Source organism: Candidatus Brocadiia bacterium, assembly GCA_041658285.1.
Lineage (GTDB): Bacteria > Planctomycetota > MHYJ01 > JACQXL01 > JACQXL01 > JBBAAP01.
The window spans coordinates 36638-62780 of the sequence record JBBAAP010000009.1 but is presented as its reverse complement, the minus strand read 5'-3'; the positions used below and the strand labels follow the sequence as shown (position 1 = coordinate 62780).

The following is a 26143-nucleotide window of genomic DNA, read 5'->3' as shown; positions in this document are numbered from 1 at the left end:
TTGTTCTTCCCGCCGGAATCAGACCTTTGATTTCTTGAATTTGTTTATGATGATGTCAAAGACTCTATAAACAGAGGGTATCACCACCAGCGTCAGCAGCGTCGAGGTAATCATTCCGCCAAAGATGGCTATGGCCATTGGTCTTCTGCTCTCGGAACCTTCGCCTAAACCAAAAAGCACCGGTATGGTGGCGGCAATGGTGGCAATGGATGTCATCAAAATAGGTCTTAGCCGAACCGGGCAGGCTTGCCTTAATGCCTCATCACGGTCTAATCCGCCTCGGCGAAGCTGGTTAGTATAATCAATCAGCAGGATGGCGTTTTTCTTGGCTAGGCCGACCAGCAATATGACGCCGATCAAGAACATCATATTGATGGTCATGCCCCGGAGATTGGTCAGGGTCGCGCCCATCCATAGGAATCCGAGGGCTCCAACAATGGCCAGCGGCAGGGACAGCGTGATAGAAAAAGGATGAATAAAGTTTTCGAATTGCGCCGCCAGAATCATATAGCTGAAAATAAGCGCTAGAACCAATGCGAAAGCTATATTATAAAGGGTCTCTCCGAATACTTCTGTCTGCCCCGACCTTCTGCCGTAATAGCCCGGAGGCATGATTCTTTTTGCGATGTCTTCCAGCTTGGTGATGGCCTCGCCTAAGGGTACGCCTTCCAGATTAGCCACGATGTTTACCGAGCGTTCCCGGTCAGTCCGGTTTATGGCATTGGGTCCTATGGATGGTTTTATGGATATCAGACTGGCCAGTTCCACCAGTTCTCCGCTTCTGGAACGGATGCTTATGCCCGAAACGTCGCTGGCGATTTTACGCTCGCTGTCAACAGCCTTGACCCGAACCTTATAAGTCCGGCCCAGTGCGGTATAATCACCCACTTCCAAACCGCCGAAAGTCGAGCCGATGACATTCGATATATCGGCGATGGAGACACCCATATCAGCCGCCCGTTCGCGGTCAATCTTGATATCCAGTTCCGGTTTGCCGATGCGTAAATCACGGTCCACGTCCACTATACCGTCTATTTTTTTTAATTCATCAATGAGCTCGTTTGATTTACTGTCAAGAACGTTAATATCCGGTCCCTGGATGATATACTGCATATCGCCGCCGCGCCCGCCGCCGAAACCGGAAAATCCGCCGGCGATTGAGACGGCCACACGCACGTCAGGCATTTTAGAAAACTTGCGCCTTACTTCAGCCATCAACTCAAATTGCGTTTTGGTCCGTTGGCTCCTATCCTTGAGCGTGATATTGATTGAGCCTGAATTGACATCAACAAAGGCCACGAAAATATCAACTTCTGGCATATTTTTGACGGCATTGATTACTTTTTTAGCGATCCGGTCGGTGGCTTCTATGGAGTAATCTATCGGGGTTTCTAGGCTTATCCTGAAACGCGACTGGTCTTCCTGCGGATTAAATTCCACACCCAGCGTCTGGACTAGGTACAAACTGCCCAGGAACAGGGCCATGGCGATGGATATGGTGGTCAGGCTGTATTTCAATGTCCAGCCGATGATGCTCGCATAAAATTTATGCAACAGTTTCATCAGGGATTCGAACCATCTGAAGATAAAGAAATGGGGTATGCCGACATGCAGGAATCTTGAAGCCAGCATCGGCGTCAGGGTTAACGCGACAAGCAGCGAAATAAGGATGGAGAATGCCACGGTCATCCCGAATTCAAAGAAGAACCTGCCGATTAGTCCAGACATGAAAGTGACGGGCAGAAAGACGGCCAGCAGGGCAAAGGTGGCGGCCATAGCCGCAAAACTGATTTCACTGGCGCCGTCTCTGGCCGCATCCAGTATACTCTTGCCGCCTTCTTTATGGCGATAGATATTTTCAACGATGATGATGGCGTCATCAATGACGATGCCGACGGCCAAGGCCAGACCCAGCATGGTCAGGGTATTGAGCGTAAAACCCATGAAATGCATAAAGGCAAAGGTGGATATGATGGATGTCGGAATGGCCAAGGAGCTGATGATGGCCGTGCCGATGTTCTGGAGGAACAAAAGGATGACCAATGAAGCCAGGATAGCGCCGAGAATTAAATTGCTTTCCACGTCTCCGATAGCCCGTTCGATGAAGACGGAGTTATCAAAAGCGATATCGATATATACGCCGGGCGGCAGGATTTTCCTAATGTTTTCCACTTCCTGCCGTATGGCCTTGGCGATGGCCACCTGGTTGGCTCCCGATTGCGGCGAGACGGCCATGCCGACGCTTAAACGTTCCGTTTTGGATGAGTCTATGAAACGGACGATGGAATTCATATCGTTTAGTCCGTCTTCGGCATATCCGATATTACGGATTTTTATTGGGGTGCCGTCCCGGTGTGCCAGAATCACGTCATTAAAGTGGTAGGGGTGGTCAATCCGGCCCTTGGTATTTATTACCAGTTCCTGGACCTGGTTTTCGACCTTGCCTCCGGGCACTTCCAGATTCTGTGCCCTCAGCGCCAGGGTCACATCCTGGACCGTCAGTCCGTACTGTTTCAGTTTATCGCGGTAGAGCCAGATGCGGACTTCTTTGGTCCGGCCTCCGCGCACCTGCACGGCGCCGACGCCGGGTTTTTGCTGGATACGCGGCTTGATGGTATCCTCGGTGAACTCACGGATATCGGTTACCGGTATATCGCCGTAAACCACCAGTTGCATGATAGGCTGGGCATTGATATCCACCTTGGTGATAATCGGCGCGTCGGCGTCGTCCGGCAGGGCTCTGATTGCTCTGGCCACCGCATCGCGGACATCCTGGGCGGCGCCCTCGATATCCCGGTATAACTCGAATTCTATGGTGATGCGCGAGTCGCCGCGCTGGCTTGATGAAGAAATATGTTTTACGCCTTCAACCTCGCCAATGCGGTCCTCAATCGGCTTGGTAACGTTCATTTCTATCTGTTCCGGCGTGGAATTTCTCCAGTTAGTCGATACGGTCACCATCGGTACTTCGACATTGGGCATGAGCGAGATGCCTAATCTGGTAAAACCGATTATTCCGAAAATAAGCAGGGCGGTGATGACCATTATGGTCGTAACCGGTCTTTTTATCGCAGTATTAGAAAGCCACATGATTATTTCTTCCCGTTAGCCGGAGCGCTTTTTGAGTCGTCTTCGACTATTTCTACTTTTGCGCCGTCATCCAAAAATGAACTGGAGCGGATCACGATCAGGTCAGTTGGGTTGATTCCGACCACGATTTCCACATAATCCTCTTTTTCCACGCCCAGCGTGACCGTTTTCTTGCTCAATACGCCGTTATTGACGACCAGCACATAGGGGTTATTGACATCGTAACGCAGGGAGCGCCTGGGGATGACCAGGGTTTTTTCTTTGATTTCAGCTACCAGCCTGACATCGGCCGAATATCCCGGCCTGAGGATGCGTTCGGCATTGTTGAATTGCGCCTTGACGATGACGGCTCGGCTGCCTTCCACGGCTTTGGGGCTGAGGTAAGAGATTTTAGCTTCGAATACCTTGCCGGGCAGGGCCGGCACGATAAATTCAACCGGTTTATCCAGAGCCAGGTAGCCGGCATCCTGTTCCGGCACGGTAAAACGCAGTTTCATGGTTGTCCGGTTGACCAGTTCGGCAATCGGCTTGCCGGGATTGACATATTCGCCGATGGAGACCATCTTTTTTTGGATTTCCCAGGAGTAATTGCCGTCGTTGCTATCCACCGGCGCTTTGATGACCGAATCGGCCAGTGATTTTTCGGCTATTTTATAGACGGCTTCAGCGCTGGTCAATTCGGACTTGGCCTTGCTGAACGCCGTAATCAACTCTTGGATTTCCTGTTCGGTCACGAATTTCTTGTCGTAAAGGCTTTTCTTGCGTTCATAATTCGATTCGGCTTGGATCAGGTTGGCTTGGGCCCGCTCCAGCAGGGCCTGCGAATTATTGAGGTTTAACTGGAAGTTAGTCGGATTCAGCACCACCAGGACGGCGCCCTGTGTTATTTCCTGTCCTTCCTCGAACTTAATTTCCTGGACCAGTCCGGATACCTCGGCTGCCGCCTGAGTCTGGTCTTCCGGGTCGAGCGTGCCGATGGCGGTTATTATTCGTTCCATCTTTTCCATCCGGGGTTGGCCGACGGTTACCTTGGCCAGCTGGGCGGTGTTGGTTTTGGGCGGCGCTTTCTTACCGCACCCAGCCATAAGCAGAATGCATAATGCGCAGAATGAAATAATACTCAAAAATTTAGTATTCATCATATAACCTCTAACCTCTCTTGTATAAATTGGATAAATTATTTTTGGAACTCCTTGGCCAGCAGCCCCAGTGCGAACTTCAATCTCAGGTAGGCCAGCTTGCGGTCTATCCGGGATTTATCCAGCGCCATCCGGGCTTGCTCGAAAGAGTTATTGATAAAAAGCACCTCGACATTGGTGGCCGAGCCGATTTTATATTCTTCGATGACGATATCGGCCGTTTCTTTGGCCGCGGCTACGCCCTTTTCCCGCGCCTGGATATCCAGCTCAATTGCCTGCAAATCGCGGTAGGCCTTTTCGACATCGTTGCGCAGGCTTTTTAAGAGTTTATCTTTGGTCAGCTCGGCTTGGCGCAGTTTAGATTTTGTTTCTTTAACCTTGGCGTATTTACCGCCGTTGTCCAGCGGTATTGAGGCTGACAGCAACAGCGTCCAATCCAGCCCGGCCAGCGACGAGCTTTCGGTATGCAGGTACTTGGTCCAGTCCAGGTTTATCTGGGGCAGGTAACCGCCCTTGGCCAGGCAAACCTCGGCTTCGGCCAGCTTAATCTGTTGTTCGGCTACTTTAACGTCGGTTCGATTGGCCAGCGCGGTGATAATTGCTTCCTGATTATTCCCGGTTACCTCGGATACGGTGACATTGTCCAGAAGTTCCGCGGGCAGGGTAGCGCCTACCAGCAGTTGCAGGTTAAGGCGGGCATTGTCCAGAAGGTTGGTGGTTCGGGCCAGGCGGGCCTTGATGTCGAAAAGCGTCGCCTCGGCTAAAAGTGAGTCCTTGCGGCTGGCTATCTGCGCCTCGGCCCGCGCCTTGACCATGTCAAAATGGTTCTGGGTGTAATCGTTTAATGTCTTAAGCACCGACAGTTCGTTTTTCAGGGCTATTACCTGGTAGAAGGCGTCTGACACGGCCAGAATCAGAACATCGCGAGCCTGTTTCAGCTCGTATTTCCTGAGCGCGCTGAGCTGTTCGGAATTAGCCAGGCCGATGATTTCACGGCCGGAGTTAAAAATCGGCTGGCGGACTTTGAAGTAGTATTCCTGCTTGTCGGTAAAACCAGTCGCGCTGGCGTCATAATTAGTATTGGACGATTCCAGGCTCATCGAGGGCAGCCAGCTGGCCAGCGCCTGGTAATAGAGCCACTTGGTCTGGTAATAGGCCTCGCCCTGGATTTTCAGCCGTTCTTCGTTATTTATGGCCAGTTCTACGCAATCGCGCAGGTCCCATTGGGCCTTTTTAAGGATGGCCTCAGCCCGCTGCGGCTCGCTTTCAGCCATAAGAGTTGGCTCGGTCTTGTTCCCGGCGTCCTTGGCATTGAGTTCGTCATAAATGGCCGGAGAATAATAGCTTCGCGCCCTGTCATGGCCCGACATGCAGCCGGCCAGTGCCAGGCAGCCGGCCAGACAGGCGATTGTCAGTGATTTAGTGTTATACAGCATATTAATATATTATATTGGTCCGGAACGTTCAAAAGGTTACAGGAAAATACAATCCGGTATCCGGGATGTCAACCTAAACGAATCATTTTATCCGAAAACGTCTGGTATGGATTTTATTGTCTTGTCCTGGGCTAAATGCTATCTCTGTTTAAAATATGAATTTGAAATCATTGTCATCGGCGCTGGGAGCGATATTGCTCTGGAGCGTTTTGGCCGCCTTAAGCATCAAGCTGGCCAATGTGCCGCCGTTCTTTATGGCCGGCATAACGCTGTTCCTGGGCGGGATGCTGTCTCTTCCCCGGCTCAAGGCCTGGAGCTGGAACTGGCGCTTCATCGTTATCGGATCCGGCGCGCTGTTCCTTTACCAGACTATGCTTTTTATCGCGCTGCGCATCTCGCCGGCCGTGGAATGCAACCTAATCAACTACCTCTGGCCGCTTTTGATAGTCCTGTTGGCGCCGCTGTTCGACCGGCAATTAAAACTGAAATTCATCCATATAATAGGCGCATTGGTCGGCTTTGCCGGAGCTGTTCTGGCCATATATAACCAGGTTGGTGCTGGCGCAGCCGCACTCTATTGGGGTTACCTGCTGGCGTTAGGAGCGGCCTTGACCTGGTCGTGCTATTCGCTCTATATGAAACGGTTCCCGGACGTTTCTTCCTGGACTATGGGCCTGGTCTGTATCATCAGCGGTCTGATGGCGCTGGCCGGTTCGTTCATAATAGGGGAATCCGTAACGTTGGGCCGGACCGATATCTGGTACTTGGTATTTTTGGGGATTGGACCGCTGGGGTTATCGTTCTATCTATGGAACTATGCGGTGAAGACGTCCGACCCGCAGAAAATAGGCACGCTGGCCTACCTGACACCGGTTTTAAGCACGCTCTGGCTGGCGCTGGCCATCGGGAGAAGTCTGGACGCCGGGCTGATAGCCGCTCTCAGCCTGGTGATAGTTGGCGCAATCTTGGGCCGGCGCTGAGTATTATTCCTCAGGCACGAAGTAGACGTCGGTCGGACGGAACTTAGCATTGCGCTTGAACTGAGCCCGGACCTTCATTCCCACCCAATCCAGAGACGGTTTGCTTGCGTCTATGCCGACCAGCCGTGTCAGGAACAGCGTATCAACCTTGTCCCACTCTATCAATGCCAGCACATAAGGCGTGTCTTTGAGGAATTCCTCGCTGCCAAAGTGGCAGACCGTAAAAGTATGGACACGGCCGACCTGGGGCAGTTCCACCCAGTCACAGCGGGTGCCGCATTCAGAGCAGTGTCCCTTGGGCGTGCCGTAGGCGTAGCCGCATTTCGGGCACTTGGTCCCAAGCAGTTTGCCGCTGGCCAGACCGGCAAAGAACGGTGAGTCCTGGCCGTAGCTGTGGATATAATCGATATTATACGGCTGTTTGATGACGATGGGCGACATGTTATGAAGCTCTTTCAAGTTCTGCGGAAACGGCACGCGGAATAGTATGGTGCCGTCATCAGTCTCGAGGAGCTTGGTCCTTATCGGCTGTTTTGTCTTTTCCTGGCAAGCTTGTTTGGTCATAAATAATTCTCCTTAACTTTAGGCTTTTTCTAATATTGAAACACTGACATAAGTGCCCGTGCCGGCGTGGCTGTGGATTACGCCGCGCTTGGCATCTTTGACCTGGATGGTATCATCGCCCAGGTGTTTTTTGATGGTTCCCTGTAGCTGCCAAAGGGCGAATACGCCTTGCATCAGGCCGGTGGCGCCGACCGGATGGCCGCAGGCTATCAAACCGCCTGACGGGTTTACCGGTATCTCGCCCTGGCGGGGCAGTTTGCCCAGGTTATAATCAATATTAGGCATGAAAGGCGCGCCTGACGCCACGAACTTGCCGCCGTCGCCGTATTTGCACAGCCCCATATCCTCGTAGGTCTGTATTTCCGATGAGGTGTAGGCGTCGTGCAGTTCCACGAAATCTATTTCCTTCAGCGGGTTGGTAATGCCGGCGCGTTCGTAAGCCAGCTTGGACGCCATCCGCCCGGCCCGGAATGAATGGACGCCCGGGTATTTCAGGTTCTTGTAATCCGAAGCCTTCTCGTGCGGCAGAAGGATGACATCCTTGTGCGGACGGTCAGCCATACGCATCGCGTCCGTGCCCCGGCCGATGCCGGTGACCTTGGTCAGTTTGGGTGTCTTGCCGGTGGCTTTCCTGATGCGTTCCACGCCTTCCTCGCTGGCCACGATGCAGACGGCGGCGCCGTCGCTCATGACGCAGATATCCAGTAATGTCAGCGGCCAGGCCACCATCTCCGCGTTGCGCACGTCGGCGATGGTCAGGCGTTTGCGCTTCTGGGCGTATTTGTTATGGAAGGCGTTGATATGGTTCTTGACCGATACGTGGGCCAGCTGTTCCACGGTGGTGCCGAACTCTTTCATATGGCGCGCCACCATCATGGCGTAATAACCCGAATAAAAACCGCCCACCGGATAATCAAAGCTGACATCCGAAGCCAGGGCGATGAACTCGTTGCCCTTCCAGGTATTGACGTGTGACATCGTTTCGAACCCGTAAGCCACGCACACATCCATCTCGCCGGAAGCGATGTTTTTGTATGCCTCCTGGAAACAGACGCCGCCGGTAGCGCCGCCGGCCTCGACCCGGTGGCTGGGCAGCGGGCATAAGCCCAGGTAATCCTGGACCATAATGCCGGACATCAACTGGCGCTGGAAATGGTCTGAAAAATATGAAGCCACGCTCCCGTCGAATATCTTGGGCGCCTGCTTGTTTTCCAGCCCGATATCCTTCAAGGCGTAATCATAGGCCTCCTTGACCATCGGTTGGAAGGTCACGTCAGGCCGGGCCTTGGCAAACTTGCTGATGCCGCCCGATATAAAATAAACATCCCGCCCCTTCTTCTGCTTTTCCATAACAACCTCTTTCTAATAGCGTTATACCGGTGCTCTGGTTTAATATACTCTAATCCTGAAAATATTAGTAAATGCCTTAAAGTAAGTCAAATAAATACCCGCGAAAAATTAAGCGTTCATACGCTGAGTTTATACTTGACAGGGTAAACGGAAGACGGCATAATCCCGTAACGACTAAGGAATTCAGTATGGTGTTACCCGAATTAGGAGAATTATATGGCAAATAACACTCAGTCTTTTAGGTGCATATATTGCTTAGAAAATAAAGACATATCTAATTTTTATAAAACCGAACATGTAATACCTAAATTATATGGTGTATTTGATGATAATCTTACCCTAAATATAAAAAATAAAATTGGAGTTGTATGTAATGAATGTAATCAATATTTTGGTGATAACTTTGAGTTGTTTTTGGGAAGAGACACTATAGAAGGGCTGTGGAGGTTTAAAGAAGGCTTGAAAAAAACTAGCGAGTTTGAGCCTTTTAAGAATAACAGAAGACTTAAATGTAAAATTGTTAACGGTAATTTTAAAAATGCTTATGTTAAATTCCGGCATGATCAAGAGACTAATTTATTAGCACCGTTTCTGATTACGCAAGTGGGATTTACAAAGGCATCTGGCGAGATGGAGTTTTTTGAATTACATGAACTTCCGACAAAAGAGGAGCTAAAAAATAAAGGCTTTGTCATAAACGGGGGAATAGATAATATAACTATCATAGGTTCACGAGAAGAAGTAGCGGAGATAAGCAATATTTTAAAATTTAAAGGTATTAAATTAAAAGAAGGTCACGAACTAAAACCTTCTTATCCCGGGAATGTTGTTGTGGGTGTGGAGTCAATAGTAGATAAAAAGTGCTTTAGAGGTTATGCAAAAATAGCGTTTAATTACTTGGCCTATTATTCACGCGATAACGATATAGATTTGCCTTTTAATAACAGTTTTGATGGGGTAAGAAAATTTATTAGGGAAGGAGTAGATGATGGTTTTCAATATGTTTATTTGGATAATAAACCGATACTTTGGAATGAGAAATCATATAGTTGTAAAGGAGCTGAAGGTCATATTATTACACTTGAATGGGATTTAAATAAAGAAGTTATATTTACCAGGTTGCGATTGAATAATATATTTGGATATAAAATAATTTTGTGTAAGAAATTTATTGGAATATGGCGAGAAATTCTAGTGGGGCATCATTTTAATGCTAAGACAATGCGTGTGAAGGAATTGTCTAGTGGTAATAGGATAATTCCTCCACCGTCTGTGAACCCGTTTCCTAAAATTATTCTTCCTGGGGGATAGGTGGGATAGATCAGAGCTACTGCCTCCTGTAAGGACTGATTTCCTCCGTCCGAGACGGATTCCCGCTTGCCTTAGATTGAGTAAGGGACACTTCCTCCGCCAGACCTGCCTGCCGGCAGGCAAGGGCGGATAGGCTTTCTCTGTAATACACTAATTTAGTAATCGGAGATGATTTCCCTACTCGCCTGAATGTCGGGCAGGCGAGTTAGGGGGGAGGACAATTTAACATAGATTTAAGACAATCTAACGTAGATTTAGGACAATCTGACATGGATTTAAGACAATCTGACACGGATTTAGGACAATCTAACACAGATTTAGGACAATCTGATACGGATTTAGGACAATCTGACATGGATTTAAGACAATCTAACACAGATTTAGGACAATCCGACACGGATTTAGGACATCCTGGCCCGGGATGAGGACATCCTTTAAAGCCGGAAGGACATCCTTTTAAGCCAGAAGGACATCCTTTCAAGCCAGAAGGACATCCTTATAGGCCGTAAGTATACGCTTATAGGCCGTAAGTATACGCTTATAGGTCGTAAGTATACGCTTATAGGTCGTAAGTATACGCTTATAAGCCGTAAGTATACGCTTATAAGCCGTAAGTATACGCTTATAGGTCGTAAGTATACGCTTATAGGTCGTAAGCATACGCTTATAGGTCGTAAGTATACGCTTATAGGTCGTAAGTATACGCTTATAAGCCGTAAGTATACGCTTATAAGCCGTAGGTATATGCTTATGGGGTAATTTGTGGGGTAATCGGAGGTCACCCCTCCAGCCCTGCGCCTTCCGGCAGGCAGGGCGGGCAGGCATACCGAATTATTAATTAAGTAAGGTGTCCCCGGAATTCCCTAATTACTTCTTTTCCTCCGGGATTTCTGCCCCCAATTCCTTCAGCGCCGCCCGGGCTCGGACTGAAATATCATCGCGCCACCCTAAGAGTAGTTTTATATCCGCTATTACTTTTTCCGGTACTTTATCCTTAGCGCCTAATTCTACCAGGACCATTGCCGTAATGCCACGAGCATCCTCGCTAGTGTAATTCAAAAATCTGACTAATTCAGGTATGGATTCTTTAGCGTCAAGTATACCCAATGACAGGACCGCACTCCAACAATCATAGTGGTCTTTTAACAGTCTGGTAATCTCCGGGATTGCCTCCTTAACCCCAAGTTCTCCTAATGCATAAGCAGCCGAATCGAAAATCATATAATCATTATCTTGTAATAATTTTATAATTTCAGGGATAGCCTCCTTAGCTCCAAGTTTTCCTAATGCCGAAATAGCCCGCGAACGAACCACTGAGTTATTATCTTGTAATAATATACTAATTTGTGGAATTGTTTCCTTAGCGCCAAGTCGTCCCAATGCCTCAACAGCCTCATGGCGAACCCAAGGAACATTATCTTGTAATAATTTGGTTATCTCCGCTATGGCCTCCTTAGCGTTAAGTTGTGCCAATGCTTCCAGCGCCGACTGACGAACATATGAGTCATTATCCTGTAATAATACAGTAATTTGTGGAATTGCTTCCTTAGCGCCAAGTCGTCCCAATGCCTTAACAGCATCACATCGGATCTCTTTATCCCGTAATAGTTTGGTAATTTGCGGGATAGCTTCTTTAGCGCCAAGTTCTTTCAATGCATCAACAGCCCACTCGCGAATACTTGGGTCATTATCTTGTAATAATAGGGTAAACTTAGGGATTGCTTCTTTAGCCTTCATCCCAACAAGAGCCCTGAAAGCATACCATTGTTTATTATTGTCTTGGCTGGTGAGTTGTGCCAGTAATTCTTTTATCCGATATTGCCGTGTATTGGTTGCGACCGGATAGACCCCGGCTCCGAGCAGAAGTAGAACGGTTAATATTATGCTGATACGTAGGAACATATGCGCAGGATAGCAAATAAAGATGGAGTGTCAAGGGAATAATTTAGAAAGTTTGAATAGTTGGACAATCCTAATCCTTTAGACTTATTATTCATTTCTGCGCTAAACACACTCCTTAATTCTTGACATCACTGACTATCAAGATAATGTAATTTCTTATTATTAGATGTAAAAGGGAGTTTAAGAATGAAGCAATATTTTGAGAAGATGCCCTCGACCTTCGGCCGCAAGCTGGCTGACTTTGAAATCAAGCAGATGCAGGAAAACATCGGTTTGATTAAAGCCGAGGAACAGAAGCTGGCCGAGGCCGTGGCCAAGGTCAAGCAGGCCGGCATCCCGGCCGATACCCTGCACAAGCGCGGGGAGAAGACTGTTTACGAGCGGATAGAATTGCTGGTCGACCCGGGCACCTTCCTGCCTCTTAACACCATCTATAATCCGGTCAATAACGAAGAGGGCACTACCGGCGTGGTCAACGGCATCGGCCGCATCGAGGGCCGTTACGCATCCATCATCGCTTCTGACAACAAGGTTCTGGCCGGCGCCTGGATACCAGGCCAGGCCGAGAACATATTCCGGGCGCAGGATATCGCCGAACGTCTGCGCATCCCGCTGGTCTGGATTCTTAACTGCAGCGGCGTCAAGCTGACCCAGCAGGAAGAGGTCTATGCCGGCCGGCGCGGGCACGGCCGTCCGTTCTTCCGTCACGCCGAACTGGCCCAGAAGGGTATTCCGGTGCTGGTGGCCGTTTTCGGGACCAACCCAGCCGGAGGCGGTTATCACGGCATCAGCCCGGCCATGATATTCGCCCACAAGAACGCCAACATCGCCGTGGGCGGGGCGGGCATTGTCAGCGGAATGAGTCCCAAGGGCGGGTTTGATTTGGAAGGCGCCAGGCTCATCATCGAGGCGACGCGCAAGTTCAAGCAGACTCCTCCGGGCGGAGCCGACACGCATTTCAACCATACCGGGTTCTTCAAGAACGTATTCGATACCGAGGACGAAGTCATCAACGCCCTGCGCCAGTGCGTTAAAATGATGCCGGCTTATGACACCAACTTTTTCAGGGTGGCACAGCCCAAGCCGCCGCTCTACGCGCCGAATGAGATAGATTACATAATGCCTTTTAACCAAAAACGGGCCTATGAAGTGGAACAGGTCATGGCCCGGATATTCGATAACAGCGAACATACCGAATACCGTCCCGGCTACGGTCCGGAGGTTTATTGCGGGCTGGCCAAGCTGGACGGTTTTGCGGTCGGTGTGGTGGCCAACCGCCAGGGATTCCTGGGCAAGGGTTATCCCAAATACGCCGACTACCCGGGCATCGGCGGTAAGCTCTACCGCGAAGGCCTGATTAAAATGAGCGAGCTGGTGACCTTCTGCGGGCGGGACCGGATTCCGATGATTTGGCTGCAGGACACCTCGGGCATAGACGTGGGCGACATCGCCGAACGGGCCGAGCTGTTGGGCTTGGGCCAGTCGCTGATATATTCCATCCAGAAATCAGATTTACCGATGGCCACGGTGGTGTTGCGCAAGGGCACGGCCGCGGCGCATTATATCCTGGGCGGACCGCAGGCCACGGCCAATAACGGCTTCACGCTGGGTACGCCGACCACGGAAATCTACGTCATGCACGGTGAAACGGCCGCGGTGGCCTCGTTCTCGCGCCGGCTGGTCAAGGAACAGGACGCCGGCAAGCCGCTCGAGCCGATTATAGAGCAGATGAACAAGCTGGCCCAGCAGTATTACGACAAATCGCGCCCGGTCTATTGCGCTCAGCGCGGTTATGTGGATGAGGTGGTTTCGTTCGGACGGCTGAGGGACTATTTCGTCACCTTTGCCAACGCCTGCTACCAGAATCCTGATAATATTTGTCCGCAACACCAGATGATTTTGCCGAGAATTATTAGAGGATAGTTGGAACCACGAATTAACACGAATGAACGCGAATTAGTAAGGATAATAAAATAATCGACAGTGACTTGGACGAGACTTGTAAGAGACTGATTAGTAACTGTTGATATGACGGAAACGTAAATATGCTTACAGACAAACTGATGGAAGGGCTGAGGATATTCGGCATCGGCTTCAGTGTGGTCTTTATCGGGATGACCGTCCTGGTGCTGGCCGTAAACCTGACCGCATTCATAGTTAAGCTTACCAATAAAGATAGGAAGGAAGAGAAGGCATGACCAACGTTTACGCTCCGATGATAGGCAAGATTGTAAAGATTAACTTAAAGACCGGCGATAAAGTGGAAGAAAACCAGCCGGTGATGATACTTGAATCGATGAAGATGGAGATTGATGTAATCGCTCCGGTTGGCGGGATGATAAAGGAAATCAATGTCAAGGAGCAACAGGCCGTGGAATCGGATACGGTTCTGGCGGTGATAGGCTGATTATGAATCTTTGGGATAAGACAGGTATAAGCGCGGTAACGCCTGAACATTTGGTGATGTGGCTGATAGCCGGATTGTTCATCTACCTGGCGGTGCGCCGGAACATCGAGCCGCTGTTGCTTCTGCCCATCGGGTTTACGGTGCTGGTGGTCAATATGCCGCTGACCGGGTTGACCGAGGTCAGGGGACTGCTCTATTATTTCTATACCTACGGCCTGGAGACGGACCTCATTCCCTGCCTGATATTCCTGGGGCTGGGCGCTATGACCGATTTCGGCCCGCTGATTGCCAATCCCAAGACGCTGTTATTGGGTGCGGCGGCACAGCTGGGCGTCTATATCGCTTTCTTCGGCTCGATTGCCCTGGGGTTCACCATCCCTGAGGCCTGTTCCATCGGCATCATCGGCGGGGCGGACGGGCCGACCACTATATTTACCACCAACGAACTGGCGCCGCACCTGCTGAGCGCCACGGCCATTGCGGCTTACTCCTACATTGCGCTGGTGCCGGTCATACAGCCGCCCATAATGAAACTGCTGACCACCAAGGCCGAGCGCGGTATCATTATGAAGCAGTTGCGGCCGGTGTCGCGGGTCGAGAAGGTTATTTTTCCGCTGGCCACGTCGCTGGTGGTTTGCCTGCTGGTGCCGGCGGCCGCGCCGCTGGTGGCCACCTTTATGCTGGGCAACCTTTTCCGCGAATCGCGCGTGGTCGAGCGGCTGACCAATGCGGCTCAGAATGAGTTGATGAATATTGTTACCATTTTCCTGGGTTTGGGTGTTGGTTCTACTATGACTGCGGAGAAATTCCTGCACTGGCCGGTGATAAAGATATACGGGTTGGGGTTGATGGCTTTTGCCTTTGGTACGGCCGGCGGTATTTTGTTCGCCCAGCTGATGAACTTGTTCCTTAAGGAAAAGATAAACCCGCTGATAGGTTCAGCCGGTGTATCGGCCGTGCCGATGGCGGCTCGGGTATCCCAGCGGCTGGGACAGGAGGCCAATCCCAAATGCTATCTGTTGATGCACGCCATGGGGCCCAACGTGGCCGGGGTTATCGGCACTCTGCTGGCGGCTGGTACTTTTATCGCGCTGGCTAAAGCGTTGATGTAAGGATATATGCGAGAGTTAGAATTCGGTTTGTCAATGGCCCTGGTAGGCATGTCGGCCACACTCCTGACGCTTTGTCTGCTGGGAGTATTAGCCTGGCTGCTCAAGAAGATATTCCCCTATAATCCGTGCCAGGGGCAGGATAATTAAAAGGTGTTAGAACCATGTCAGCATACATAGAATCGGCCCTGTTAAGCCTGACCGCCGGATTTCAGGCGTTAAATATCCAGCAGGCCGTGATGATAGTCATCGGACTGACGCTCATTTTCCTGGCCTTGAAATATAAGTTCGAGCCGCTGCTGCTGATACCCATCGGTTTCGGGGCAGTGCTGGTCAACCTGCCGATGACGCACCTGATGGAGCCGGGCGGGTTGCTCAGGATTATATACGATTTCGGCATCATTAACGAGTTGTTCCCCTGCCTGATATTCATCGGGGTAGGCGCTATGTGCGACTTCGGTCCGCTCCTGGAAAACCCTAAACTGCTGTTGCTGGGCGCGGCCGGGCAGTTCGGCATATTCCTGACTATGTTCCTGGCGCTCCAGCTGGGATTTTCCAGGCTGGACGCTTGCACCATCGGCATCATCGGCGCCTGCGACGGGCCGACCTCGATATATTTTTCGTCCAAGTTCTCGCCGCAACTGCTGGCGGCCGTATCGGTGGCGGCTTATTCTTATATGTCGCTGGTGCCGTTGATCCAGCCGCCGTTGATGCGCGCTTTGACCACCAAGAAAGAGCGCGAGGTTAATATGGGGTTTGTCAACCAGAGCGTTTCGCCCACGGTGCGCAAGCTATTCCCGATAGTGGTGACGGTTTTTACCTGCCTGGTGGCGCCGATGGGCGCGCCGCTTATCGGCACGCTGATGTTGGGCAACCTGCTCAGGGAATCGCTGGTGACCGAGCGGCTTTCACAAACCGCCCAGAACGAGCTGGTCAATATCGTTACTTTGCTTCTGGGCACCTGCATCGGCGCGACCATGAATGCCGAGAATTTCTTGAAAGGCCAAACCCTGATTATCTTCGGGCTGGGGCTGATCGCCATTTCCCTGGATACTGTGTGCGGGTTGTTCCTGGGCAAGATAATGTACCGGCTGAGCGGAGGCAAGGTCAACCCCTTAATCGGCGCGGCCGGCATCTCGGCCTTTCCCATGGCCGCCCGGGTGGTCCAGGCCGAAGGTCACAAGGCCGACTCGCAGAACTTCCTGCTGATGCACGCGGTCGGTGTTAATGTGGGCGGCCAGATTGCCTCGATTATGGCCGCGGCTATCATGCTGTCGGTGCTCCAGGGTATGGGGGTTTAATTGGTTATGCCAGACGCAATCGCACTTCTTTCCGGCGGTCTTGATTCCGCCGTTTCACTGTCAATCGCCCTGAGAAAGGGCATCAAGGTCAAGGAAGCCGTTACATTTGATTACGGCCAGAAGGCGGTTAGGCAGGAAATCAGGTGCGCCCGGAGAATTTGCCGGAAATACCATATCAGGCATCAGGTTTTTGATATCAGGTGGCTGGGCCGGCTGTCGCCCAATGCGTTGATAGACCGCAATAAATCACTGCCCAGTCCCAGGCCGGGCAGTGCGATAACGAAAGAAATCTCCCGGCAGGTCTGGATACCCAACCGTAACGCTTTGTTCATCAACATCGCCGCGGCTATGGCCGAAGCCAGGGGCTATCAACACATCATCACCGGATTCAACCTTGAAGAGGCGCGTAATTTCCCGGACAATTCCATTGACTTTATCAATGCTATTAATATAACATTAAGGTATTCTACTTTGAACAAGGTGAAAGTGGTGAGTTTTACCGGGCGGATGGATAAGAAGGCGATTATGCGCCGGGCCCGGATGCTGAAGATTAACCTGTCCGATACCTGGAGCTGTTATCAGGGCGGACGGAAACCCTGTGGCAGGTGTGAGTCCTGTCTTCGTCGTGGATAGACTCGACAGGCAGGCTTGTTTTCGTCGCAACATATATAAGGAATAATATGACAAAATTCGTATTTCTCAACGGTGAGTTTCTGAATCGCAAAGACGCCAAGGTCAGTGCCTTTGACAAAGGATTTCTTTTCGGCGAGGGATTGTTTGAGCAGTTCCGGATTTATGAACTCAAGGCATTCCAGATGAGTCAGCATTACGAACGGCTTAAGAGTTCGGCCCGGCAGCTCAAGGTGCCGCTGACTATTAATCTGCCTACTTTCCGGGAAATAGTGTCCCAGCTGCTCCGGCTCAACGATATTAAAAACGCCATAGTCCGCATCGTCATCAGTACCGGCAGCCGGGATGCGATACATTCACCTACCACGCTGGTTGAGGTTACGGGCGATATCCCTTCGGAATACGACAAATATCAGGAGGAAGGCGCGACCATAACGGTATATCCGGAAAAGCGCAGCGCCTATACGAGGGTTTACAGATACAACACGCTCAGCCGGATAGAAAATATCCTGGCCAAGCGATATGCCTATGAACAGCAGTCCATGGAAGCCATTTTTATGAATCATAAGATGGAGGTGACCGAGGGCTACCTGAGCAATGTTTTTATCGTTAAGGCACGGTCCGGGCTGACGCAGACGCCGCTTTCCAGGATACTTTCCAGTAACCGGGTGGTTTATACCGCGCCGCTTTCGGCCAATATTTCGCCGGGCATCACCCGCCAGGTGATTATGGGGCTGTGCACCAAGAACGGCATTAAGGTTCGGGAGAAGATGTTTAAGCTCAAGAATCTACTGACGGCCGACGAGATTTTCCTGACCAACTCCCTTATGGGCGTGGTGCCGGTCAAGAAGATAATCTACAACGACCGGATTATCAGGATAGGCGAGTCGATACCGGATTTAACCACCCAGCTGCTGGTCAAAGAATATAACGCCATTATTGCTTAGGCACATAGACCCGGTAATCTATTTCCGGGAAGATGTTATCCTCCAACCTGAGCCGCTGTAAAAAATCGTGGTCTATTATTTGTGATTTGACCTGTTTGTATAGTGTATTAAACCTGATGATGTGATTTTTAAAGCGGTTATGGGCGTAGGATTCCGAATGGCCGGTGGTCATCAGGAACGCCCAGTCGCTGCTCTGGGCTAAAAGCAGTTCCCGGGCCATTTGGTTGAGTATTTCCTTGAGAATGCTTACGGCTTTGGGATAAGTTGCGGCCAGTTCGACCATTTTATCTTCGGCCTGATGCAGGTGCCGGTAGACCCAGTCATTTTTGCCGTTGAGCCAGACCTCGTTGTAGCCCTTGTCGCCCCAGGTGGACATTGAAGGCTCGCAGACCGGTTGGTTGGGGAAGAGTTTTATGTATTCCGCAGGCGTTATCAAGCCGATATCGCTCTGGGTCGAGATTTTCTTTATCAATGCGTAGATGAATTCCGGGCCTTCAAACCACCAATGCCCGAAAAGTTCGGTGTCATAAGGCGCAACCACTATAGGGTTGATATTGTGTTTTTCGGCCAGGTATTTAATCTGGTTCTGGCGGTTAAGCAGGAAATCCGCTGCGTTGGCTTCAACCTTAGCCAGCGCATTGGCGTAGTTGTAAGGCTCTTTTTCATTGAGTTTGACCTTGCCGGTGATGCGGTGGTATTTGATGCCGACATTGCGCCGGACGCCGTCCGAGTGCAAATACGGACGGATATACTGGTAAGGTCCGTCATAACCCAGGTCGCGGTAGAACTCGCGGTAATTGGTGTCGCCCGGATATCCTTCATCGGCGCTCCAAACCTGTTTTGACGCATCCTGATCGCGGCCGAAAGCATAGACGCCGTTGCAATAAACTGGTGTGTTAGCTTCGTAAGGCGCGGTTGGTTGGGCGTATATCAGTCCGTGCGTGTCAACTATAAAAAACTTTATTCCGGCCTTGGCCAGCGCCTTTTCCACACCCGGTTTATAGGCGCATTCGGGTAGCCAGATGCCCTGGGGCGGGCGGTGGAAATGTTTTTGGTAGTTAGTTACCGCCACCTGGACCTGGGCCGTGATGGCCTCGTCTTTTATCATCAGCGGCAGGAAGCCGTGCGTCGCGCCGCAGGTGATGATTTCGATCAGGCCTTCATCCTGGAATTTTCTGAAAGCGCTGATTATGTCCTCGCCGTATTTGGTGTAAATATTTTTGATATGCCTGAACCGCTCGCGGTACATCCGGGCTGTGTCTGCAAACGGAGTGCCGGCTGTGCGGGTTATTTCCTTTTCAGATAGGCCTATCAATTTGTTAAGGTAGACATTATAGCGGGTTTTCAGGAGGCTGTCCTGGAGCATCTCGCAGAGCGGCGGAGAAACGTTTATGGTCAGCTTGAACGGGATATTCTCGGAGCTCAGGCGTTCGAAGACGTCAATCAAAGGTAGATAACATTCGGTAATGGCCTCAAAGAGCCAATCTTCCTCCATAAAGTCCGGGTAATCCGGGTGCCGGACAAACGGCAGGTGCGAGTGTAGGACTATTGATAAATATCCTTTGGGCATTATTTCGGCTCCTCTTTAATCTTGTTATTGAGCATGGTCTTGAATGAATCATCTTTAATCAGGTCTTCTAAAGCCTTGCCGGTATCTATGAAAATAGAGTATTCCTTTTCCGTTTCGATGGTGTTATTGGTCCGGTCGGTATAGGAGTCATCATCCTGTCCCTGGTCCAGGAATACCGAAAGGCTATAGCCGCCGTGGTAGTTATTTCCGGCCACCTGGGCTGTTCCGCCTTTATAGGTGTCTTTTCCGCCTAAATCCATAAACAGGCAGAAACCATTATGGGCCGAAGCGCCTCTTGAGAATCCGCCATCATCATAGGTATCGTTACCGCCTTTGTCGATGAAAGCCACGCAGGTCAGGTCCCAGGACAGCCCGGCCACCACCCCGCAGAGCGTTTTGTATTGGTCATCGCCGCCCTGGTCTATGAAATACCCGATGGCCGAATGGGCCGCAAAGCCTTGTGAATATCTGGTACCCAGATATTTATCATTACTATTGCCGCCGTCGCAGAGCATACCCCAGCCGAAAAAGTAGCCGCCACCCTGGGAGAAAGTGCCGGCCTCGTAATAATCTTCTCCGGCCTGGTCAAGCAGGACACCAACTCCGCCTGAACGGCTCATGGACGGGTCTGTATAAGCCCGCATACCTGTGCCGCATCCCTGGGACCAGCCGTCAAAGGTGCCGGGATTATCCGGATAGCCGTTGGGATGCTTGGTGCTGGCTAGGTAATTGTCATTGCCGGCCGTATCGATGAGTAGGCCGAACGCCTTGGGACCGGCAAAGCCCTGGGCCAACTTATTAGCCTGATAGGAATCATTGCCTTCGTGCTTTATCAATATTCCTATGCCGAAAAGCCCGGCGCCTTGGACATATTCCTGGCCCTTAAAACTATCATTGCCGCCATTATCAACCAGGATGCCCACGCCCAGCAGACCGCTGCCCTGGGCCCAATCCTGAGCAATGTAGATATCATCGCCAGTTTTGTCATAGAGTATGCCCACGCCCATAACTCCCGCACCCTGGCACCCATATTTATAAGATGAATAACGGTCATTGCCGCCAAAATCAACGATGATGCCAAAAGGCTGGTCCGGTTTACCGGATTCACAAATCGACCCGCCTAATTGGTTGGCATAGAAATCATCGCCGCCTATGTCTATGATGATTGCTGCGTTTTCCTGGTATCGGTCGTTGCCCTTACCGCCGATGATAATCTTGCCAAATGGCGTATCCTTGCTGAAGATAGTCTCTTCTTTGTCCTTGCCTTCGCGTTCGATATCATTTGTAAGACCGTCCAGATATGCCGGAGACAGGACGCAGGTAAGCAGTCCACCGGCTTCGAATAGCGCCTGATAATCGACATAGCTGAATAATTGCAGAAGTTTTTTGTCTCTCTCATTGTATTCAGGATTCTCAAGATTACTGTCAAGTATCCAGCGGTCAGTCAGTCCGTAAATATTATTCTTAATGAATGAAATGTCATCTTCGGTCAGCCCGGCAAATGCTCTTTTTCTGTAAGCCTCGGCCTCTTTTAATAATTCTGAAAGTTGTTCGCAGTGTTCCTGCAGTGATAGGCCTGTTTTAAGTTCAAGCGTAAATTGGTGAGGATTCTCATCTAATTCAGATATAACAACGCTTATCATAGTCCGTAAATCAGTGGTGGTGATGCTTTTTTGCAGGTTATCCAGAAGGGTATCGCATATCCTTGGTATCTTGAATGGGTCGCGGTGCATATAGCGCATATCGCGCAGGCGCAGGCCGTCATCCCATTTTTGGTCTTCCGCATAGCGTTTTAAGAGGTCTTTGTATTTGTCCGTGATATTTGTGGCGGTCATAATCTTATTGGTAAGTATTTCTATCGGTGTGGTTTCGGAAACCAGCTCCGGGTGTATTTTGTCGTTGGTTTCCGGCTCAGAAGTGGTGGTGGCTGATGACGCCATCCGGGTACCGAGCGTAACCTTTATTTCCATCCGTCGGATATTTCTGGTGATGGTAGTCTTAAGCGTATCGTTAACTTTTAGGGATTCTATTTCTTCCGGTATTTTTTCTGGGTCAACGGCTTTGGGATTATTATTGATTAAGGTATAGGCGTCATTCGTTAGCCTGATTATGGATACCGACAGTTCATTTCCGCTGCCTTTGGATTTGATGTAGTTAGACATGGTTGAAGTGTATTGGGATTCTTCGCCGGAGAATTCGTTCCCGTCATATTTAAGGATAATATCATTGGCTTTGAGGCCGAATTTCTCGGCCGGTGAATATTGAGAAACCGAGGTGATTCTTAACGCACCTGTTTTCTCGGGGAAACCGAGTTTTTCCATATTTTTAGCCGGTTCCAGTCCGATGCCCATCCAGCCGGCGTTCTTGCCATCTTTTATTTCTGCTTTGGGCGGTGTGATGGTGTGAATTACCCTGGGTGGGGTAGCCAGGGTGATTTCCAACTCCTTGGAAGTATTCTTCTTTGATGCGCTGAAGGTTATTTTGTCGCTGGGCTTGGATTTTTCCATGAACTCACCGTATTTCTTGGCCAGTTCTTCTGTTGTAATCAGCGTGGTATCTGTATTGGATATCAGTGTTACTTGCTCTTCCTGCCTGATGATCTGTATTTTTATGCGGTCACCGGGATTTTTGGAATTGAGCTGTGCCAGCAGGGAAGCGGTATCTACAATATTTTTGCCATCAACATTGGTTATAATATCATCTTTGGCTATTCCGGCAGTCTGGGCGGGGGAGTTGTAGTAAACGTCGACCAGCCGAACGCCATTTTCGGCATTGATGCCGTTAATACCTAGCCAGGGGCCTTTATCCTGATATATGGTTTGCGCCTGGGGAACGGGTGTTTCTTGTTTTACTGCCGGTATCGATGTGCAGGATGATATAAGGCCGCAGGATATTGCCACGAAAGCTATTAGCCGGGTAAGATAAGTCGTATGAAATAACTTGTTTGAGCGGCATAGTCTTGGGGTTTTTACGATAGTTGATTTTACAAGGGTGTTAAATACATCGTTTTTCATTATTCCTATCTCCATTTGGTATTCGGTATCGGATTGTGTTTTGAGATACCAGTTGCCTTGAATCTTATTGATATCCGCGGGTTCGCTGAGGAGAATATCTTCTGATGTTTGTGATGATAGGTTGTTGATACGCAATAGCCATCTGTTACGGATGTCTGATATAAGTGATTTGAGGTTTTGGTTAGGAGCTGAAATTTCCCAGTAAATGAAGAGTAATTCCGGGTCTCTAATTAAGGCGACTATCCGATTTTGGTTGTAATGTTCCGGCAGGACCGGTCCGTAATCAAGGTAGACCGAATCGCTGTCCGGCTCTATCGGGTGCGTCGGGATCTGCTTATTCATAGAAATTTTACCTTTTTAATGATTCGGGTAGTCCATTTTTTACCGGGTTCCAGCTGTATCCGCCATAAAGGCATTATGACGGATGACTGATAGATGAGTTCAAACCCGCCCTCGGATTGGGAAACGGTTTGTACCGGGAAGAACCAGAAATCAGTCGGATTATCCAATTGTAATGCGATATCGATTTTCTGGTATTCATCCTTTATGCCGAACAATTCCTGATGTTCGGCTTTCCCGGCGGTGATAAGCGGGCCGATATTATGCCGGCTGCTGTCGTAATAGTAACGGTCAAATGCGTTGCCGGCCAGCATGGACAGGTTAAATTCGCAGGCGAATAAAGCCGGAGCTGGTTCGCTGCCCTGGTTGGTAATGGTGTACTTTATCTCCAGTGATAACTGGTCTTTACCGGTGAATGAAACAGTCTTTTCAACCCTGATGGGGATGAGTTTGCTTTCTTTTTTGATAACGCCTTCACGCCACAGAGTTAATGATTTTTCGGTTTTATTGACCTTGAATTTATATTCCGTGCCGACAAAATCGCCGTCTTCGCTGTAATTACAGCGGGTAAAATTATCCAGGTCTAATGACTGGGGCAGGAAATGGTCGACCAGCGATTGGCGGAGGTAATTATCGTAGTAAAGCAGATTCTCCAGGCCGGCAGTTTTGGATACGACCAGGTCGTGTATTGTTGCCACCGTGTTGACCGAATTCTGCGCTTGCGCCTCGAGTATTTTATGGTGGTAGGCCTCACGCCGGCGGGATAATGTAGCCAAAGGGTTGAATCCCTTGTTTATGATATCATATTCGTATATTGTTCCGCCGCAGGCTGGTTTAATATAACAGTTTATTTCTTTGTCTGATATTTTGACTTCATCAAAACCGTCATAATCGAAATCAGACGTCTCGATATTGGAGATATGATGTTTGCTGGTTATTTTTTCCGCTTCGATAAGGTGTTGGTACATAGCGTGCCGGAGGTGGGGCAGGTAAAACCCGCCGAATACCCCGTGCCAGTAAGCGCAGTTGCCCTGGCCGCGGTAGAGTTCCTTCCGGGCATCCGTTGCAGTATCTGGCGGCAGTTGGCCTATTTGACCGCTTACTTCCACCATCTTGGAATACATCAGGTTTATTTCCGGATATTTTACCTTGAAGTTACGCCAGTATCCGCCCGGTCGAATAGTGACCAAATTACTTTTGGGGGTATGCTTGATAATGTCTTCATAGGCGATAGCCACGTCAGTAGGTAATGCCCATTCGGTCATCTCTCGGTACGAGCAATCAGGCAGGTATGCTTTTCCCTCAGGTTTAAGGTTATCAATGACATTTGAGAAAGTCGTTATATTGAGCCGTCCGTTGGTGACTGCATCACGGAGCGTATAGAAAAAGTTTTCCAGCCATTTATCATCATAGCAGTGCTGGTATGTTTTGGGCCAGATGCCGAATTTTTCACCGTCATCGGCGTAGGCGATTACCGGATGCGGGTTGTCCCGTCGCCCCAAAAGATAGCTTATAGTTTCCAGCGGCGGTTTGAACGGAATTGCGTATCTCAGAACTTCCGGGATGGGAAAGATATTTATGGTTTTGCCCTGGTCTTCAGTAACATAATAGCCGTCTAGCTGTTTTTCGTTAAAACCGGTGGTTTTGAAATGGAAATCGTCTACCACTGTATATTCGATTCCGGCCTCAGCCAGGGGTTTTACCAGCGATTGTTCCCAGACTCTTTCGGCCAGCCATATTCCGCGCGGGCGCTTGCCGAAACGCTTTTCCAGATAATCTGAGAATAATGTTATTTGGCCGATTTTGTCCCGGTCAGGTAGCATGGTCAGGATAGGTTCATAATATCCGCCGCCTAACAGCTCCAAACGTCCTTTTGAGACTTGATCTTTCAATTTAGTAATAAATTTTGGATGGGCTCGTTCCAGCCATTCCAGCAACGAACCGCTGTAATGTATGCACAGCTTTATCTCCGGGAAGCGATCCGCCACAGCGAAGAAAGGCTCATAAGACTGACGGTACGCCGCCTCAAAGACGTTGTCAAAATTGCCTACCGGCTGGTGGTTGTGAAGGCATAATATAAAATTTACCTGAGACATAAGAAGTTATTTATACCATGGATTATGCTGGTGTCAAGAATAAAACGGATAAGCGGATATATCCGGTGCAATTCAGGCGCGCGGATGGAATTGCCTGTGGATTGATTTTAATCTTTCCTTGTCGATATGGGTATAAATTTGGGTGGTGGCAATATTGCTGTGGCCGAGCATTTCCTGGACATATCTGATATTTGCGCCGTGTTCCAGAAGATGCGTTGCAAAGGAATGTCTTAGTAGGTGGGGGTGTAATTTTGTCCGGATCCCGGCTAACCGTCCGTAAAGGCCGATTAATCCCCAGACTCTTTGCCGGCCTAATTTTTGTCCCCGGTGGTTAAGAAATACGTTTCCCGGAGATGAAGCTTTTATCCATTTCGGCCTGATTTTATCCAGGTAATTATTAAGCGCTTTTATTGCTTCTTCGCCCAATAAGACGATTCGCTGTTTGTTTCCTTTGCCGAAACACTTACAGTATCTGTTGTCGAAGTTTATATCTGAAATCTTAAGGTTAACGACCTCGGACACGCGCGCTCCGGTCGCATAAAGCACTTCAATGATTGCTTTGTTCCTGATGCCGTGAGGTTTAGTCAGGTTCGGCGCGGCCAGGAGTTTTTCTATGTCGGCGTAGGAGACGACATCCGGCAGTCGTTTCCAGGTTCGCGGCGTATCAATAAGCTCCGTGGAATCTTTTTTGAGATAGCCTTGGGAAACCAGGAAGCGGAAGAACATTTTGATGGCGACAATATTGCGGGCGATAGTATTCGGGGATAATCCGGATTTACGACGTGATTGTATAAAATTGTAAATGTCCTGGCTGGTTACTTCGGACGCCGATACGTCTTTATTTTTAAGCGATCGAATGAATGTTACCAGGTCGCGTTTGTAGGCATCTAGAGTGTTTGAACTCAGCCCGCAATCAACAGCTAAATAAGTAAGAAAAAGGTCTATCTCCCGCATAAAG

20 protein-coding genes are annotated in these 26143 nt (G+C 49.7%); 10 read left to right on the top strand and 10 right to left on the bottom strand.

Annotated features, from left to right (window positions below; translation table 11 throughout):
• Nucleotides 1-18: 18 nt before the first annotated feature.
• The 3 genes from WC980_08520 to WC980_08510 are packed head-to-tail and all read right to left on the bottom strand — an operon-like array spanning nucleotide 19 to nucleotide 5665.
• Complete coding sequence (locus WC980_08520) at nucleotides 19-3090, bottom strand: efflux RND transporter permease subunit (GenBank protein ID MFA5795088.1); 3072 nt, start codon at nucleotides 3088-3090, stop codon at nucleotides 19-21.
• Nucleotides 3091-3092: 2 nt separating this feature from the next.
• Entirely contained in the window at nucleotides 3093-4232 is a 1140-nt protein-coding gene (locus tag WC980_08515; protein MFA5795087.1) for an efflux RND transporter periplasmic adaptor subunit, read from the bottom strand.
• Nucleotides 4233-4267: 35 nt separating this feature from the next.
• Entirely contained in the window at nucleotides 4268-5665 is a 1398-nt protein-coding gene (locus WC980_08510) for a TolC family protein (protein ID MFA5795086.1), read from the bottom strand.
• 155 nt (nucleotides 5666-5820) lie between these two features.
• Here WC980_08510 and WC980_08505 point away from each other — a divergent pair, with 155 nt between their 5' ends.
• Nucleotides 5821-6645 carry a DMT family transporter gene (locus WC980_08505; GenBank protein MFA5795085.1) on the top strand — a complete coding sequence of 275 codons (825 nt, stop codon included), beginning with the start codon at nucleotides 5821-5823 and terminating at the stop codon, nucleotides 6643-6645.
• Nucleotides 6646-6648: 3 nt separating this feature from the next.
• On the opposite strand, the gene WC980_08500 is transcribed toward WC980_08505, so the two are convergent.
• Together WC980_08500 and WC980_08495 are read right to left on the bottom strand one after the other, a co-directional pair.
• Entirely contained in the window at nucleotides 6649-7209 is a 561-nt protein-coding gene (locus WC980_08500; GenBank protein ID MFA5795084.1) for a Zn-ribbon domain-containing OB-fold protein, read from the bottom strand.
• A gap of 18 nt (nucleotides 7210-7227) precedes the next feature.
• Nucleotides 7228-8559, bottom strand: a complete 1332-nt coding sequence (locus WC980_08495) for a thiolase domain-containing protein (GenBank protein MFA5795083.1) — start codon at nucleotides 8557-8559, stop codon at nucleotides 7228-7230.
• Between the two features lie 216 nt (nucleotides 8560-8775).
• Here WC980_08495 and WC980_08490 point away from each other — a divergent pair, with 216 nt between their 5' ends.
• Nucleotides 8776-9870, top strand: a complete 1095-nt coding sequence (locus WC980_08490) for an HNH endonuclease (protein ID MFA5795082.1) — start codon at nucleotides 8776-8778, stop codon at nucleotides 9868-9870.
• Nucleotides 9871-10737: 867 nt separating this feature from the next.
• On the opposite strand, the gene WC980_08485 is transcribed toward WC980_08490, so the two are convergent.
• Nucleotides 10738-11772, bottom strand: coding sequence for a HEAT repeat domain-containing protein (locus tag WC980_08485; protein ID MFA5795081.1), 1035 nt, complete (start codon nucleotides 11770-11772; stop codon nucleotides 10738-10740).
• A 186-nt stretch (nucleotides 11773-11958) separates the two neighbouring features.
• Here WC980_08485 and WC980_08480 point away from each other — a divergent pair, with 186 nt between their 5' ends.
• The 8 genes from WC980_08480 to WC980_08445 all read left to right on the top strand — a co-directional run bounded on the left by WC980_08480 (nucleotide 11959) and on the right by WC980_08445 (nucleotide 18166).
• Entirely contained in the window at nucleotides 11959-13695 is a 1737-nt protein-coding gene (locus WC980_08480) for a carboxyl transferase domain-containing protein (GenBank protein ID MFA5795080.1), read from the top strand.
• 122 nt (nucleotides 13696-13817) lie between these two features.
• A complete protein-coding gene (locus WC980_08475) occupies nucleotides 13818-13970 on the top strand; it encodes an OadG family protein (protein MFA5795079.1) in 153 nt (50 codons plus the stop codon).
• Complete coding sequence (locus WC980_08470; GenBank protein ID MFA5795078.1) at nucleotides 13967-14179, top strand: acetyl-CoA carboxylase biotin carboxyl carrier protein subunit; 213 nt, start codon at nucleotides 13967-13969, stop codon at nucleotides 14177-14179. Before WC980_08475 ends, WC980_08470 begins: the two co-directional genes overlap by 4 nt.
• A gap of 2 nt (nucleotides 14180-14181) precedes the next feature.
• Nucleotides 14182-15291, top strand: a complete 1110-nt coding sequence (locus WC980_08465; protein ID MFA5795077.1) for a sodium ion-translocating decarboxylase subunit beta — start codon at nucleotides 14182-14184, stop codon at nucleotides 15289-15291.
• A gap of 6 nt (nucleotides 15292-15297) precedes the next feature.
• The gene (locus WC980_08460; protein ID MFA5795076.1) at nucleotides 15298-15438 is read left to right on the top strand and encodes an OadG-related small transporter subunit; all 141 of its coding nucleotides are present in this window, start codon (nucleotides 15298-15300) and stop codon (nucleotides 15436-15438) included.
• A gap of 14 nt (nucleotides 15439-15452) precedes the next feature.
• Nucleotides 15453-16589 carry a sodium ion-translocating decarboxylase subunit beta gene (locus tag WC980_08455; GenBank protein ID MFA5795075.1) on the top strand — a complete coding sequence of 379 codons (1137 nt, stop codon included), beginning with the start codon at nucleotides 15453-15455 and terminating at the stop codon, nucleotides 16587-16589.
• Between the two features lie 6 nt (nucleotides 16590-16595).
• Nucleotides 16596-17222, top strand: coding sequence for a 7-cyano-7-deazaguanine synthase QueC (gene queC, locus WC980_08450; GenBank protein ID MFA5795074.1), 627 nt, complete (start codon nucleotides 16596-16598; stop codon nucleotides 17220-17222).
• Nucleotides 17223-17269: 47 nt separating this feature from the next.
• Nucleotides 17270-18166: an aminotransferase class IV gene (locus WC980_08445; GenBank protein MFA5795073.1), complete on the top strand. Its 897-nt coding sequence runs from the start codon at nucleotides 17270-17272 to the stop codon at nucleotides 18164-18166.
• On the opposite strand, the gene WC980_08440 is transcribed toward WC980_08445, so the two are convergent.
• The 4 genes from WC980_08440 to xerD form a co-directional block, all read right to left on the bottom strand.
• A complete protein-coding gene (locus WC980_08440; GenBank protein ID MFA5795072.1) occupies nucleotides 18156-19736 on the bottom strand; it encodes a 1,4-alpha-glucan branching protein domain-containing protein in 1581 nt (526 codons plus the stop codon). The two genes, WC980_08445 and WC980_08440, sit on opposite strands and share 11 nt — an antisense overlap.
• On the bottom strand, nucleotides 19736-23092 hold the full coding sequence (locus tag WC980_08435) for a PDZ domain-containing protein (protein ID MFA5795071.1): 3357 nt from the start codon (nucleotides 23090-23092) through the stop codon (nucleotides 19736-19738). The genes WC980_08440 and WC980_08435 overlap by 1 nt, the downstream gene beginning before the upstream one ends.
• Entirely contained in the window at nucleotides 23089-25185 is a 2097-nt protein-coding gene (locus WC980_08430) for an alpha-amylase/4-alpha-glucanotransferase domain-containing protein (GenBank protein ID MFA5795070.1), read from the bottom strand. The genes WC980_08435 and WC980_08430 overlap by 4 nt, the downstream gene beginning before the upstream one ends.
• A gap of 72 nt (nucleotides 25186-25257) precedes the next feature.
• Nucleotides 25258-26139 (bottom strand): site-specific tyrosine recombinase XerD, encoded by an 882-nt coding sequence (xerD, locus tag WC980_08425; protein MFA5795069.1) that lies wholly within the window; start codon nucleotides 26137-26139, stop codon nucleotides 25258-25260.
• Between the last annotated feature and the right edge of the window lie 4 nt (nucleotides 26140-26143).

What these genes read in the sequence shown, in the direction of transcription:
- WC980_08485 (MFA5795081.1), bottom strand. Translation starts at nt 11,772, where the DNA reads ATGTTCCTACGTATCAGCATAATATTAACCGTTCTACTTCTGCTCGGA.
- xerD (MFA5795069.1), bottom strand. Translation starts at nt 26,139, where the DNA reads ATGCGGGAGATAGACCTTTTTCTTACTTATTTAGCTGTTGATTGCGGG.
- WC980_08520 (MFA5795088.1), bottom strand. Translation starts at nt 3,090, where the DNA reads ATGTGGCTTTCTAATACTGCGATAAAAAGACCGGTTACGACCATAATG.
- WC980_08445 (MFA5795073.1), top strand. Translation starts at nt 17,270, where the DNA reads ATGACAAAATTCGTATTTCTCAACGGTGAGTTTCTGAATCGCAAAGAC.
- WC980_08460 (MFA5795076.1), top strand. Translation starts at nt 15,298, where the DNA reads ATGCGAGAGTTAGAATTCGGTTTGTCAATGGCCCTGGTAGGCATGTCG.
- WC980_08470 (MFA5795078.1), top strand. Translation starts at nt 13,967, where the DNA reads ATGACCAACGTTTACGCTCCGATGATAGGCAAGATTGTAAAGATTAAC.
- WC980_08510 (MFA5795086.1), bottom strand. Translation starts at nt 5,665, where the DNA reads ATGCTGTATAACACTAAATCACTGACAATCGCCTGTCTGGCCGGCTGC.
- WC980_08515 (MFA5795087.1), bottom strand. Translation starts at nt 4,232, where the DNA reads ATGATGAATACTAAATTTTTGAGTATTATTTCATTCTGCGCATTATGC.
- WC980_08500 (MFA5795084.1), bottom strand. Translation starts at nt 7,209, where the DNA reads ATGACCAAACAAGCTTGCCAGGAAAAGACAAAACAGCCGATAAGGACC.
- WC980_08480 (MFA5795080.1), top strand. Translation starts at nt 11,959, where the DNA reads ATGAAGCAATATTTTGAGAAGATGCCCTCGACCTTCGGCCGCAAGCTG.
- WC980_08440 (MFA5795072.1), bottom strand. Translation starts at nt 19,736, where the DNA reads ATGCCCAAAGGATATTTATCAATAGTCCTACACTCGCACCTGCCGTTT.
- WC980_08430 (MFA5795070.1), bottom strand. Translation starts at nt 25,185, where the DNA reads ATGTCTCAGGTAAATTTTATATTATGCCTTCACAACCACCAGCCGGTA.
- WC980_08455 (MFA5795075.1), top strand. Translation starts at nt 15,453, where the DNA reads ATGTCAGCATACATAGAATCGGCCCTGTTAAGCCTGACCGCCGGATTT.
- WC980_08465 (MFA5795077.1), top strand. Translation starts at nt 14,182, where the DNA reads ATGAATCTTTGGGATAAGACAGGTATAAGCGCGGTAACGCCTGAACAT.
- WC980_08490 (MFA5795082.1), top strand. Translation starts at nt 8,776, where the DNA reads ATGGCAAATAACACTCAGTCTTTTAGGTGCATATATTGCTTAGAAAAT.
- queC (MFA5795074.1), top strand. Translation starts at nt 16,596, where the DNA reads ATGCCAGACGCAATCGCACTTCTTTCCGGCGGTCTTGATTCCGCCGTT.
- WC980_08475 (MFA5795079.1), top strand. Translation starts at nt 13,818, where the DNA reads ATGCTTACAGACAAACTGATGGAAGGGCTGAGGATATTCGGCATCGGC.
- WC980_08435 (MFA5795071.1), bottom strand. Translation starts at nt 23,092, where the DNA reads ATGAATAAGCAGATCCCGACGCACCCGATAGAGCCGGACAGCGATTCG.
- WC980_08495 (MFA5795083.1), bottom strand. Translation starts at nt 8,559, where the DNA reads ATGGAAAAGCAGAAGAAGGGGCGGGATGTTTATTTTATATCGGGCGGC.
- WC980_08505 (MFA5795085.1), top strand. Translation starts at nt 5,821, where the DNA reads ATGAATTTGAAATCATTGTCATCGGCGCTGGGAGCGATATTGCTCTGG.